General features: G+C 49.9%; 16 protein-coding genes. 1 reads left to right on the forward strand and 15 read right to left on the reverse strand.

The window, feature by feature from the left end; translation table 11 throughout:
- Nucleotides 1-4: 4 nt before the first annotated feature.
- The 7 genes from upp to JZI27_RS13355 all read right to left on the reverse strand — a co-directional run bounded on the left by upp (nt 5) and on the right by JZI27_RS13355 (nt 5,460).
- Nucleotides 5-634, reverse strand: a complete 630-nt coding sequence (gene upp / locus JZI27_RS13325; protein ID WP_122907932.1) for a uracil phosphoribosyltransferase — start codon at nt 632-634, stop codon at nt 5-7.
- 152 nt (nt 635-786) lie between these two features.
- Entirely contained in the window at nt 787-2,037 is a 1,251-nt protein-coding gene (locus JZI27_RS13330) for a serine hydroxymethyltransferase (RefSeq protein WP_122907933.1), read from the reverse strand.
- Between the two features lie 47 nt (nt 2,038-2,084).
- Complete coding sequence (locus JZI27_RS13335; protein WP_251242647.1) at nt 2,085-2,654, reverse strand: TIGR01440 family protein; 570 nt, start codon at nt 2,652-2,654, stop codon at nt 2,085-2,087.
- Entirely contained in the window at nt 2,655-3,110 is a 456-nt protein-coding gene (gene rpiB, locus JZI27_RS13340) for a ribose 5-phosphate isomerase B (protein WP_122907935.1), read from the reverse strand.
- Between the two features lie 147 nt (nt 3,111-3,257).
- The gene (locus JZI27_RS13345; protein ID WP_251242648.1) at nt 3,258-3,719 is read right to left on the reverse strand and encodes a low molecular weight protein arginine phosphatase; all 462 of its coding nucleotides are present in this window, start codon (nt 3,717-3,719) and stop codon (nt 3,258-3,260) included.
- Nucleotides 3,720-3,751: 32 nt separating this feature from the next.
- Entirely contained in the window at nt 3,752-4,312 is a 561-nt protein-coding gene (locus JZI27_RS13350) for a manganese efflux pump MntP (RefSeq protein WP_122907937.1), read from the reverse strand.
- 56 nt (nt 4,313-4,368) lie between these two features.
- Nucleotides 4,369-5,460 carry an L-threonylcarbamoyladenylate synthase gene (locus JZI27_RS13355; RefSeq protein WP_280207782.1) on the reverse strand — a complete coding sequence of 364 codons (1,092 nt, stop codon included), beginning with the start codon at nt 5,458-5,460 and terminating at the stop codon, nt 4,369-4,371.
- Nucleotides 5,461-5,691: 231 nt separating this feature from the next.
- Here JZI27_RS13355 and JZI27_RS13360 point away from each other — a divergent pair, with 231 nt between their 5' ends.
- Nucleotides 5,692-6,465, forward strand: coding sequence for a DUF3298 and DUF4163 domain-containing protein (locus JZI27_RS13360; protein ID WP_122907939.1), 774 nt, complete (start codon nt 5,692-5,694; stop codon nt 6,463-6,465).
- Nucleotides 6,466-6,565: 100 nt separating this feature from the next.
- Here the strand turns inward: JZI27_RS13360 and spoIIR are convergent, their stop codons facing one another.
- From spoIIR to JZI27_RS13400, 8 genes are all read right to left on the reverse strand, one after another.
- Nucleotides 6,566-7,327: a stage II sporulation protein R gene (spoIIR, locus tag JZI27_RS13365; protein ID WP_122907940.1), complete on the reverse strand. Its 762-nt coding sequence runs from the start codon at nt 7,325-7,327 to the stop codon at nt 6,566-6,568.
- A gap of 125 nt (nt 7,328-7,452) precedes the next feature.
- Entirely contained in the window at nt 7,453-8,343 is an 891-nt protein-coding gene (gene prmC, locus JZI27_RS13370) for a peptide chain release factor N(5)-glutamine methyltransferase (RefSeq protein ID WP_280207783.1), read from the reverse strand.
- Entirely contained in the window at nt 8,327-9,403 is a 1,077-nt protein-coding gene (gene prfA / locus JZI27_RS13375; protein WP_122907942.1) for a peptide chain release factor 1, read from the reverse strand. The genes prmC and prfA overlap by 17 nt, the downstream gene beginning before the upstream one ends.
- 156 nt (nt 9,404-9,559) lie before the next feature.
- On the reverse strand, nt 9,560-10,045 hold the full coding sequence (locus JZI27_RS13380) for a YhcN/YlaJ family sporulation lipoprotein (protein ID WP_251242652.1): 486 nt from the start codon (nt 10,043-10,045) through the stop codon (nt 9,560-9,562).
- Nucleotides 10,046-10,123: 78 nt separating this feature from the next.
- Entirely contained in the window at nt 10,124-10,705 is a 582-nt protein-coding gene (locus JZI27_RS13385; protein ID WP_251242653.1) for a thymidine kinase, read from the reverse strand.
- A gap of 149 nt (nt 10,706-10,854) precedes the next feature.
- Nucleotides 10,855-11,055: a 50S ribosomal protein L31 gene (gene rpmE, locus JZI27_RS13390; protein WP_023555174.1), complete on the reverse strand. Its 201-nt coding sequence runs from the start codon at nt 11,053-11,055 to the stop codon at nt 10,855-10,857.
- A 103-nt stretch (nt 11,056-11,158) separates the two neighbouring features.
- A complete protein-coding gene (locus JZI27_RS13395) occupies nt 11,159-12,424 on the reverse strand; it encodes a radical SAM family protein (RefSeq protein ID WP_280207784.1) in 1,266 nt (421 codons plus the stop codon).
- 71 nt (nt 12,425-12,495) lie between these two features.
- Nucleotides 12,496-13,392 carry a peptidoglycan DD-metalloendopeptidase family protein gene (locus JZI27_RS13400; RefSeq protein ID WP_280207785.1) on the reverse strand — a complete coding sequence of 299 codons (897 nt, stop codon included), beginning with the start codon at nt 13,390-13,392 and terminating at the stop codon, nt 12,496-12,498.
- Nucleotides 13,393-13,406: the final 14 nt, after the last annotated feature.

The raw sequence follows: 13,406 nt of genomic DNA on the forward strand, positions 1-13,406 counted from the left end.
ACTGCTACTTTGTGCCGTACAAGCGATCTCCTGCATCCCCCAAGCCAGGAACGATATAACCGTGGTCGTTCAGTTGCTCATCTATGGCTGCTACGTAAATATCTACTTCCGGGTGCTCTTCCTGCACCATTTTAATGCCTTCCGGTGCGGCAATCAGACACATCAGCTTCAAGTTTTTCGCACCGCGGTTTTTCAGTGCGGTTATCGCTGCTACAGCTGATCCTCCTGTGGCCAGCATGGGATCAATCACGATCAGTTCACGTTCCGCCACGTCAGATGGCAGTTTGACGTAATACTCAACAGGCTGCAGCGTCTCTGGATCACGGTAAAGGCCTACATGTCCTACCTTCGCTGCCGGGATCAGCTTCAAAAGTCCGTCTACCATTCCCAATCCCGCGCGCAGGATCGGTACCAGCCCTACTTTTTTCCCAGCAATGACATTGGACTTGCAAACTGCCACAGGTGTCTCGATCGTCGTCTCTTCCAACGGCATTTCACGGGTAATTTCATATCCCATCAAAGTAGAAACTTCGTCTACCAGCTCTCGAAACTCCTTGGTACCCGTGTTTTTGTCACGAATATACGTCACTTTATGCTGAATTAGGGGGTGGTCAAACACATATACACGGCTCATGTACGTTCCTCCGTTTTCCTATCAATATCTTTATCATAATAGCGAACGAGCCTGCTGACGTCAATTTGCCTAATCTTCGTACATTTATGCGGGACGCGGAAAAAAAGACCCGGTTCACATGACAACCGGGCCTTCCTCTACTCTACTGCTATTTAGATGCTGAGACCTTCGTACATAGGAAAACGTTGGCACAACGCAGCTACGCGCTGGCGAGCTTCATCATGCTTTGCAGCGTCTTCCGGATTTTTCAGGGTCAGGGCGATGATCGCTGCCACTTCTTTCATCGCTTCCTCGTCAAAGCCGCGACTCGTTACAGCAGGTGTACCCATGCGCACACCGCTCGTAACGAACGGGCTTTCCGAGTCGTATGGAATCGTGTTTTTGTTGGTCGTGATGTTGACTTCATCCAGCAAATGCTCCGCTACTTTACCAGTCAGACCGATCTTGCTTACATCGATCAGCACAAGGTGATTGTCAGTACCGCCAGATACGAGAGTCAATCCCTCTGCTTTCAACGCTTCTGCAAAAGCTTGTGCATTTTTTACAATGCGGGCAGCGTAGTCTTTGAAATCAGGCTGCAGCGCTTCACCAAAGGCAACTGCCTTCGCAGCGATCACGTGCATCAAAGGACCACCCTGTACGCCCGGGAATACGGATTTGTCGATGCCTTTTGCAAATTCTTCCTTGCACAAGATCAAACCACCGCGAGGGCCGCGCAGGGTCTTGTGTGTAGTGGAAGTCACAAAATGTGCATATGGTACTGGGTTTGGATGCAAGCCTGCAGCTACCAGACCCGCGATGTGCGCCATGTCTACCATGAAATAAGCGCCTACTTCATCCGCGATTTCACGGAATTTCGCGAAGTCAATTGTACGTGGATATGCACTCGCACCCGCCACGATCAATTTCGGTTTATGCTCCAATGCTTTTGCACGTACGTCTTCATAATTGATGCGATGTTCTTCCTGATCTACCCCGTACTCGACGAAGTTGTACAGCGTACCGGAGAAGTTGACCGGGCTACCGTGTGTCAAGTGTCCACCGTGGGAGAGGTTCATACCCAGAACGGTATCTCCTGGCTTCAGGATGGTGAAGTAAACGGCCATGTTTGCTTGCGCGCCGGAATGCGGCTGTACGTTGGCGTGTTCTGCACCGAACAGTTCTTTCACGCGATCGCGGGCAATGTTTTCAGCAATGTCCACGTATTCGCATCCACCGTAGTAGCGACGGCCTGGATAGCCTTCCGCATACTTGTTAGTCAGCACAGTGCCCATTGCTTCCATGACTGCCTCACTGACAAAGTTTTCAGACGCAATCAGCTCGATTTTGTCGCGCTGTCTGCCGAGCTCCAGCTGGATTGCCTCCAGAATTTGTGGGTCTTGTTTGCGTAAATGATCTAACATCGTAGGTTTCCTCCTCAAGATAGGCTTGTCCCTTATTGGGTTTGGAATTACGTACAGCTTTGGTCAGATAGTTTGCGATCGTAGACAGCCCGCGCTCCGCCAATCAGTTTGGGACGCGTCCGCGCAGCTGTGACACGGGCTTCCCCTACCGTACGCAGCGAGGGGCGAATCGGGACAGCCACATGCTTCATATGCATCCCTATCAACGTATCGCCAATGTCCACGCCTGCATGTGCCTGAATATGCTCCACGACTACAGCATCCTCCAGCTGTTGGTACGCATGAGCAGCCATCGAGCCTCCTGCAGCAGGAACGGGAATGACCGTAACCTCATCCCAGCCGAATCGCTCCATCACTTCGCGCTCCAGCACCAGAGCCCTGTTCAAATGTTCACAACATTGAAAGGCGACAGCAAATCCCATTCGTTCCTGAACCTCGCGAACGCCACGATAGATCGCAGCAGCCACTTCCTGGCTCCCTGCATTCCCGATCTGCTTGCCTACTACCTCGCTCGTGCTGCAGCCCAGGACCAGCAGCTGTCTGGAAGTCAAAGCTGCTTCACGTGCCACTTCGTCCACAATCTCGCTGACTTGTCTTTCAATAGCGAGCAAGTCCACTTACTTCACTCCCAATTGATTCGCTTCGATTTGGGTGATCTTTTCTACGCGGCGCTCATGACGTCCGCCCTGAAATTCGGTTTCCAGCCAAATTTTCACGATATCCAATGCCAAGCCTGGGCCAATAACCCGCTCACCCATAGCCAGCACATTGGTGTTGTTGTGCTCTCTGGTCGCTCTCGCTGAAAAGGTGTCGTGCACCAGAGCACAGCGAATACCCGGAACTTTGTTGGCGGCAATCGACATGCCGATCCCCGTCCCGCAAATCAGGATTCCCCGGTCAAACTCACCTGCGGCTACTTTTTGCGCTACAGGCAAAGCATAGTCGGGATAATCCACCGAGTCTTCACATGAGCAGCCAAAGTCTTCTGTCTCGATGTTCATGGAAGATAGCCAGTTCCTGATTTCTTCCTTCAGCTTATATCCACCATGATCAGCAGCAATTGCTACTTTCATCCGTCATCCCCCGCTTGTTTCATGATCTCAACCATTATACATCATTTTCCGACAAGTAAAAAGTGAACATTTATCCCTGTTCATCAATAAATGTTCGTACTCTCATGAAAAACAAGGCTCTGGATTGGAACCAGAACCTGCAAATCTTTATGATTCACGAAAACGCTTTTGAACGAACACCTCTGAAAGCATGTCCAGTGACTCCTCGATCTCAGCCGCACATCTGCGGTAGTCTTCCAAGGCGCCGCCAAAAGGATCCGCAATATCGCCGTAGCCTTCCACGCCGACAAACTCACGCAAGGTGAAAACCTTGTCCTTGACCGCAGGAAAATAGTCCAAGATCGCTTGCTTATGGCTATTTGTCATCGTCAGAATCACATCTGACCACTCTATCAGCTCTTCACTCAAACGGGTAGACTTGTGGTCGTGTTCGATCCCCCGCTCCTTCATCACCTGGATGGCGTGTACAGAAGCAGGCTGGCCATCATAGGCAGCGACTCCTGCCGAGCGAATTTCATATCCTTGCCCTTGCGTCTTGGCCCGGAACAACGCTTCCGCCATTGGACTGCGGCAGGTATTTCCGGTACAGACAAACACGATTCGTTTCACGATCTCGCTCCTCCTATACCCACGTCATACAGCTATAACACAAATTTTAACCCAAAACCAAACAAAATAAGACCACCTATTATTTCGCTATACTCCCCAAGCCATCCTCCCACACTTCTGCCAAGCAGCAAGCCACAGTACGACATGGCTGTGCCCATCAGACCAAACAAAGAAATGGCCAGTATCTTATTTACTTCCATCAGACCAAAGGATACCCCGACAGTCAAGGCATCCAGACTGACACTGAAGGCAAACAGCAGCAGGCCAAACCCTGTCGTTCGCAAGACGCTCTTCTGGTCGCCTTTCCCAAATCCGTTCCATAGCATATGCGCTCCCAGCAGCATCAGTACACCACCGCCAATCGAAACAGCGATATCTCCGATCAGCTCAGACAAGTAGGCGCCAACAGCGATACCGAGAATGGGCATGACAATATGAAACAAGCCAATCGTTATACTGACTCTCACAATCTCTCGCAAACGAATTCCTACCATGCCAACGCCAATTCCCAGTGAAAAGGCATCCATACCGAGCGCAAAGGCGATCATAAGCAAGGTCAGGAATTGTCCCCATTGAAACAAGACCAGGTCCAATTTGCCTCCCCCTCCTGTCCTTTCACCTTATGCGGACAAGAAGGAGTTTAGACGCTTTATACTGACAAGACCCGGCCACCTGCAGCCTTTTCCAGACGATTCATTACGGCCATCCCCAATCCTTCACGGGAAAATGTCTCAGAGACGATATACTGGACCTTTTCTTCATCAAACTGCCGAAGTGCCGCGTAGAGCTGCTGAGCCACCTCGTCCAGTCGAGCGGTAGAACCCACAGACAGCACCACGTCCGCCTCTGCAAATCCACCCCAAAAATCGGCAGATTTTTCGGTAGCCAATACCCCCGTGCGAAGCCCGTTTCGCTTTGCCTCCCGCAGCATATCTGCCTGTTGCCTGCGAACTTTGTCGGCCTCACCCGTTACGAGCCACATTTCCCCTTCTGGAGCGTAATGCGTGTACTTCATTCCCGGCGCTCGCGGTGTCTCTACTGCGCCCACTTGGAAAGACGGGTCCAACTCGACATGTCCGATCACCGCTTCCAGCTCTTCTCGAGTAACGCCACCCGGCCGCAGAATAATCGGCGGGTCCACAGTCACATCGATCACCGTGGATTCCACTCCCACACCCGTTGGACCTCCATCCAGCACACCCGCAATCCTTCCGTCCAAATCAGCCAGTACGTGAGCGGCAGTAGTCGGACTCGGTCTACCCGAGCGATTTGCACTTGGGGCAGCAATCGGCACGTCCGCTTCTTTCAATAAAGCAAGAGCGATTTTGTGATCCGGCATCCTCACCCCGACAGAATCCAATCCGGCTGTCACCAGGGAAGCTACCTGATCCGTTTTGGGCAGTATGATCGTCAATGGGCCCGGCCAGAACGCTTCCATCAAACGATTTCCCTTTTCCGGGATATGTCGCGCTACCGTAGGCAGTTGGTTTCTTTCCCCAATATGCACAATGAGCGGATTATCACTCGGTCTGCCTTTTGCTAAAAATATTTTTTCCACAGATTCATCAGACAATGCATTGGCTCCCAGTCCGTAGACAGTCTCTGTCGGAAAGGCTACTACTTCCCCGCTTCGCAGCAGAGCGGCTGCATCCACAATCTGTGTACAACTCTGTAAGTTTTCCACATTTTTTTCCACATGCTTATCCACAATCCATACCTTTGTAGCTTGATCCAGCTCCATTGCAAAAAATCCTCTCTCTAGCTCGTTTCATAACCATTAGTGACTTTAGTATAGTTGTGCGTGATGAAGTTTTCAACAGCCTGTGGGTAACTTGTGAATAACTTTTTGGTTACTCGTGGAAAAAGCAAGTGTTTGCAATTTTGTTACTTTCTTTTCCCACCTATATAGTAGTATGTGTAAAGAAGCTACTCCTTCATTACACGTTTAATAACGAAAGGATCTGATCCTGCCATGACTACGCGCAAATCCGTTGTTTCCGCGCTGTTGAGCACAAGCCTCATTCTCGGTGCGATTGCAGTACCTGCTTTGGCTGCTCCTCCTGTACAGCCTGCGGCTGCTGGTACCCAACAAGAATCCCGTATCGTATTTACCCCGAAATCCACCAACATCTCTGCCAAAGAATATGAGGCAAAAATCACAATCCCTATCATTAGCGGTCTGGCAGACAAAGCATTTGAAACCCAGCTAAATGCCGAATTGCAGAAATTTGCCGCTGAATCGCTCAAGAATACCCAAGCGCAGAGCAAGGCAGATGCGGAACTTGCCAAGAAGGGAGGCTGGGAGTTGCGTCCTCACGCTCTCGATATTTCCTATAACGTAATCCACACAGGAAAGCTCCTCTCCTTTGCTGTCACAACCTACACCTATACAGGCGGCGCTCATGGCATGACAAATGTAACCTATTACAATATCGCCAATCTGGATAAAGCTCAGAGTCTCCAGCTTTCAGACCTGTTCCAGCCCGGCTTTGACTTCAAATACGTCATCAACAACCTGATCAAGCAGCAAATCGCGGATGAAGAAAAACGGACTGGCTTCGAGATGTCGTATTGGTTTGAAGGAATTTCCGACAACCAAGCCTTCTCGTTCAAGGATGGAAATCTCGTCATTCACTTCGGGCAATACGAGATAGCTCCTTATGCAGTGGGCATGCCTTCCTTTACAATCCCTGCCCATCGCTTTCAAAACCTTTTGAAGGCCGATATACGCGACCTGTTGAAATAGCTTGTACACAGGTTTCCTAGACAAACTTCTTTCTTGGATACACTACCTCGATCGTTGTTTCCAAAAAGAAAAAGACACGGACACGTGTCTTTTCATTCTTTTACGAAAACAGACTCTCCAGCTTTTCCCACAAAAAGAACTTTACCTGCACTTCGGGTTGTGGAGGAGCCGTTGGCACTTCGGAAGCCTTGGCTGTCTCGGGCTGTTCCTCCACGAATTCAGCTTCGTCATCGGTCACATCACCAGCTACCGCATCTGATCTGTACAAAGCCGTTCTAAGCTGACGTTCATTCTGCCAATCTTCCCTGTAGGTGTGGATGCTGCTTCTTTTGGGTTCTTCTGGCGTCGAAACAGTCGGCGCCATTTCCGCGGCATCCGCGTTGGACATATCGATAAAGCAGAGTGGCGGAAACAGAACACACCACCAGTTTTGCCCTTGCGCTTCTCCAATCGAGACTCGCAATGCCTGATACTCCCCAGCCGGATAGACGTAAGAGCCGTACATTTTCGTCGGGAATGGCACCTGTCCAAAATCAACGACTGCCTCGTACGCAAATCCCCGCTCACGCATCGTTTGATCTACGACCTGCTGCAGTTCAGGCAGGCGAGCTGCGACGAACTCCTGCGCCTCTTCATACGTCTTGATTTGATCCGCCCAGCTGTTCATTTTTTCGATCAACGCGTCACGTACTTCTCGCTTCAACCATTGGTCCTGTACGGAGTCGCTATTGGCAATAATCCGCAAGCGAATCGATTCTTGAGGGATTGGCCCATTGTCAAGCACATTGGCCGAGGTAAGCTGTCCCTCCCAGCTCATCATCAACAGGAAAAAACTAAAGCCCAATAATAGCAATCGTTTCATATATATCCGTCTCCCTTTACCGTTCTGTCTCTATAGCCACAGTATGGGGAAAAACGGACGATTTCATACCCGATCGCACGAATCTTTTCACAATTCAAGCAAAAAAACAGGTTGATGCCGGAAGCCTATTTTCTCAGCCCCAGCACAACCCGCTCGATTCCAGCCAAATCAGGGATGACCACCACTTCATCAATCACGCCCGATAGGCGCAGCAAATCTGCCACATCCCGCGCTTGATAAATCCCAATCTCAAAAGCGACCAAAGCCTTCTGCTTCAGGATCACAGGCAATGCTTCGCACAGCTGTCTGTAAAAATCCAAACCATCCTGCCCTCCGTCCAATGCGAGGCGCGGCTCATAGGAACGGACCTCCTCATCCAGCACATCGACATCGGAGCTAGGGATGTACGGAGGATTGGAGACTAAAATATCGAGTTGTTCCCCGGCCTGAATGAATGGCTGTACAAGATCGCCTTGTAGAAAACGAACCTGTACCCCTAGACGTTCAGCATTTTCCCGTGCAATCCCTGTGGCATCTGGCGAGATATCCACTGTAGAGATTTGCCAATCCGGTCTTTCACTGGCCAGTGTGATGCAGATAGCCCCGCTCCCGGTCCCAATATCTGCAACAGTCAACCGCTCACCATCTGTCCACAACTTGGCAGCATGCAGGAGTACCTGTTCCACTAAAATCTCTGTCTCCGGCCTCGGAATCAATACACCTGGACGTACGACAAAAGAACGGCCGTAAAATTCCTGTGTCCCAAACATGTACTGCAGTGGCTCATGGTGGACACGTCTCTCGCATAAAGCAGCCAACTGTTGGACTGTCTCAGGGGAAATCGGATCGGTCATAGACGTGAGAAATCGCGTACGATCCCATTTCAGACAGTATCGGATCATCAGCTCGGCTTCAAAAACCGGATCTTTCACACCGTGCTCGCGTAAAAAGGAAGAAGCCCGTGTCAGGGCTTCCCGTAACGTCGACATATCGGACCAATTAGGCTGTGTGGGCATGACTTTTCAACAGCTCCGTCTGTTCGTGCATGATCAGGTTGTCGATCACTTCGTCCAACTCGCCTTCCAATACTGACTCCAGTCGATGGAGGGTCAAGCCGATCCGATGATCCGTCACACGGCTTTGTGGATAATTGTACGTACGAATCCGTTCGCTGCGGTCACCTGTACCTACCAGGCTTTTACGAGTTGCATCTGCCTCCGCATTTTGCTGCTGCATGTAAAAGTCATACAGACGAGCACGCAGTACGCGCAATGCCTTATCCTTGTTGGAATGCTGTGATTTCTCATCCTGGCAGGAAACCATAATGCCTGTAGGAATATGGGTCACACGAACGGCTGATTTTGTGGTGTTTACGCTCTGACCACCCGCTCCACTGGAACAGAAGGTATCGATACGAATATCTTTTTCGTTAATTTCTACTTCCACGTCTTCTGCTTCTGGCAATACGAGAACCGTTGCCGTGGAGGTATGAATACGTCCGCCCGATTCCGTAGCCGGAATACGTTGTACACGGTGTGCACCACTTTCGAACTTCAGCTTGCTGTAAGCTCCTCGACCACTGATCGAAAAGACGATTTCCTTATAACCACCGATGTCTGTCGGACTAGCCTCCAAAATCTCCAGCTTGAACCCATTGCGCTCGGCAAAACGTGTATACATACGGAACAGTACCGCTGCAAACAAAGCCGCTTCATCGCCGCCTGCTGCACCGCGCACTTCCATAATAACGTTCTTTTCATCGTTCGGATCTTTTGGCAGAAGCAGGATTTTCAGGCGATCTTCCAGCTGTTCCTTACGCACCGTCAGCTCGGAAATCTCCAGCTTCACCATTTCACGCATTTCATCGTCCAGTTTGTCTTCCAGCATGATCTTGGCATCGTCCATCTGGGACACAACTGATTTATATTCACGGTAAGCCGTCACTGTTTCTTCCAGGGAAGACTGCTCCTTGGACAGCTCACGCAAGCGCTTTGTATCGCTGATGACGTCGGGGTCACACAGGAGATCGGTTACTTCTTCAAAACGCTCTTCAACTGCAGATAAGCGCGTAAACACTGTACTTCACCCCATCGCAAAGAATACTGAAATACAATTGCATCGTAACAGATAAATTATAGGAAGAAAATCGTAATAAGTCAAAGAACAATATTTGCTGGAGTTTCGGGATGAAAAAAGGCCCGGCATTGCCGAGCCTCCCTGGTCGGACCCGGGTTATCGATGAAAACCTTCATTCGAGGTTACATGGAAGTCATAACGCGGTATTTTCCGGTGAAGAGCAGCAATGACCTTCTTTTCAATCTCCCGCGCCTCTTTGGCCGTTACATTGTGCTTCAGATCAAGAGTAACATATGCATTTCCACCGTTGAGTGTGATACGGGCATTTTCCACGCCCGGAACCGATTTGGCCATCATTTCCATGCTGTTCATATCCACATGCGAATTTCGCACATTGGAATGTCCGATAACCAGGTTGGGATTTTGATTGCGTCCCATCAAATCATCGCGATCCACTGAACGGGGAGCTGGACTGTGCAGGACATCCCCGGCCTGGTTCGTCTGAGTCGTTCTTTTCGTCATCATTTGTTTGCGATCGTAATCAAAGTTCCCGTAATTGGTGCACCCGGCTGTCAGAGCCGTAGACAGTACGATAATGCTTGCCAGCATAAGCGAGCTTTTCCAAATGGCAACGCGTCGCATGAAAAAGCCACCTCCTTTTTGCCTTTAGTCTGCGCATCGGCTCAGACAGACATGCACAGGCAAAAGAAGAGGCGGCCTTTATTGTTCGTTCGTCAGCGGGGGCTGGTAGTAATGGGGGCGGCATACGCTGCTGTAAGTATCGTTGCCTGCTATTTCTATTGTCTCTCCACTGTAAACCGGCTTCCCATTTTTAAATTTGAGAATATGCGTTGCTTTTTTATTGCAATAGACGCAAACCGTTTTGATCTCTTCCACTTTGTCGGCTTCACACAGTAATGCAGCGCTGCCTGGAAACAGCTCATTTTTAAAATTCTTCAACAACCCGTATACAATCACAGGAATACCCAGCTGATCGACAATGGATACCAGCTGTGTGACGTGGTGCTTGCCAATAAACTGCGCTTCGTCTACTAGTACACAATCCGGTTTTGTCTCTTCTGCTGCCACAATTTCGAACAGATCTGTCTCTTCACCGATCGGGATCGCTTCCCGACTGATCCCCACACGAGATGCCACTTTGCCGACACCAAACCGGTCATCGACTGCCGGCGTAAAGACCATCACTTTTTTCCCCGATTGTTCGTAGTTGTGAGCAACGGTCAGCAATTGAATCGATTTCGATGCGTTCATTGCCCCGTAACGAAAATATAATTGTGCCACGATTCCTATCTCCCTTGGTTAAGAAGTTCTACCTGCGATTCTACTCGGTTTCTATACTATTTTAGAGGAATTTGACCGATCTCGTGAAGTCATCAAATAAAAACAAAACCAGGCAGATCGCTCTACCTGGTTGCTCCAATCCTCTCCGATTAGGAAAGATTGTATTTGCGTTTGAAACGGTCCACACGGCCGCCAGCGTCTACGAATTTTTGTTTACCTGTGAAGAATGGGTGGCAGTTGGAGCAGATCTCCACTTTCAGCGCTTGCTTCACGGAACCGGATTCAAATTCGTTACCGCACGCACATGTAACGGTTACAATGTTGTACTTTGGATGAATACCTTGTTTCATCTCGCTACACCTCTTTTTGCCCTGAATCGTTTGCCGAAACAGAGTTATTAAACACACCTTACAGATTAACACGACACTCATTGATTTGCAACAACAAGTCCGCTTACGCCATGTTTTTCCTACGACGCAATTCTTCCGGCGGGATATGGGTAAAGGAGCCAATCACTACATCTGGAAGCTCTTCCTGATAGATCTCGATCGCCTGCTTCATCCCGAATACTTCTCCCTGTGCTTTCGGAATCATCGACAGGTAGCTTTCCGGATCGATGTTCAGATTGCGCAGCTGAATCAATTTGATCCCTGTGCGACGGATGAAGTCGATCATCGCTTCCATCTCTTCTTCACGGTCAAACACGCCTGGGAAGCACAAGTAGTTAATCGAAGTGTACACTCCTTTGGAGGAAGCGTACTCCGCAGATCGCGCCACATTTTCCAACGTGTAGTTGCGTGGACGATAGTAAGCATTATAATGCTCGTCGATTGCACTGATAATGCTGACGCGCATCAGATCGAGGCCAGCATCCACAATTCCTTTGATGTGATCAGTCAGCCCTGCATTGGTGTTGATATTGATAAAGCCCATGTCGGACTGTTCGCGCACACGCCGCATGGCAGGGACGATAATGGAGGCCATCGTGGAAGGCTCGCCCTCACAGCCTTGTCCAAAACTGATGATGCTGTCCGGCGTCTGCAAATGATGCAGCATGACTTCCACCAGCTCGTCTTCGGTCGGTTTGAAGTTCATCCGTGTCTGCGGAGAAGGGAATCCACTGTCCTCTGGCTGCTCGGAAATGCAGCCGTAGCAGCCAGCGTTACAGGTATACGAGACAGGCAGACTTCCTTCCCAGCGATGAAAAAAATTATTGGACGCAGTCAGGCACTCATACTCCAGCGCACAGTGCGACAAATGCTGCAGAATGCGGTTTTGTGGAAACAGCTCCAAGGTGTTCTCCACTCGCTTCTTCAGCTCGTCCATCGGGAAATTGAGTGGGTCCCATTTGTAAATATCATCGCTTGCTCTCCCAGCTACCCAAAAGCCATCGTCCTTCCACACGACGGCGGAATAGCCAAAGAGCGGCAATTTGCTCTCTTTGTTGCTTTTTACGTAGCCTGGGAGCAGCAAGCGGGTAATTCCCTGAGGAACCAGTGCTCCCACCGCGGTATATCCGTCCAGCTTCACCATTTCTCCTGATTCGGGGTCCATCCCGATCGGTAATGTATCAGGAAGGCTGACCAATGTCGCACCTTCCGGCAGTGGAATCAGTTCTTCCTCAAGGATTTCCGTCAATATATCACCATTACGCGCAACCGCGAACAATTCGGGGTGTTCATAGACATTGCCTTTTTCATCTGCATATACCAAATACATGGAAAAAACTCCTCGCTTCTTTGCTTTGCCCATTGTATCGCATTGAAAATGCAATGTAAATTAGTGAAGGTTTACCTGCCTAAAAACGGCATAGGGTTGATAGGGACATCATCCTGGCGCACCTCAAAATGTAGATGATAGCCTGTAGAATCACCTGTTCTACCCATGAATCCAAGTACTTCTCCCACCTCTACTGTTTGCCCTGGCGAGACGAGGATACTCCTCATATGGGCGTAGAAGGTTTGCAAGCCGTCTCCGTGGTCGAGTACCACCATTCTCCCGTAGCCAGATCGATTAGCACCTGCTTCAACGACCAATCCTGCTTTTGCAGCAAGTATAGGTGCCTTGGCCTCTTCTTGATTCCACAGGTCTACCCCTTTATGGCTTTTCCCCCAGCGAGTGCCAAACCCACTCGTAATCGTGGCTTCTTGAACCGGCCATGCCAATCCGCCTCGTATACGAGCGGACACCTGTCTGCTCGCTGCCTGAGCCGTATTTCTGCGCTGATTGACCTCTTCTGGCTGCATTTGCTTGTTGGCCATCACAGGAACATAGACGACCTGTCCCACGTACAGGTTGTCCGATAACCACCTTAACAAAGGATTGCGTTCGATCAGCAGCTCTTTGCTGACTCCGTAGCGCTGGGCGATATAATTGAGTGTCTCACCGCGTTTGACCATATGTCGTACTTCGTCATTGCTGATAATGAGCTTCAGGCCAATACCAACCAAATGTGGATTCTTGATCTTATTGGTTTCCACCAGCTTATGTAGGGATAATCCGTATTTATGAGCGATCTCGGAGAGGGTTTCGCCCTCTTGGACGGAATAGACCATGACCTTACTTGCAGGAGCATTTTCTGCCAAGCCGACAAACGGATTAAAGGCTTGAAACAAAGCCTGTTCGACAACCGCTTTTTGTGCATCCTCCCAGCTTTCCACGGGAGGGGTTACTTGTGCGTAATCCACCGCCACTCCTCCTT

Source organism: Brevibacillus sp. AY1 (assembly GCF_029870785.1).
GTDB classification, from domain to species: domain Bacteria; phylum Bacillota; class Bacilli; order Brevibacillales; family Brevibacillaceae; genus Brevibacillus; species Brevibacillus invocatus.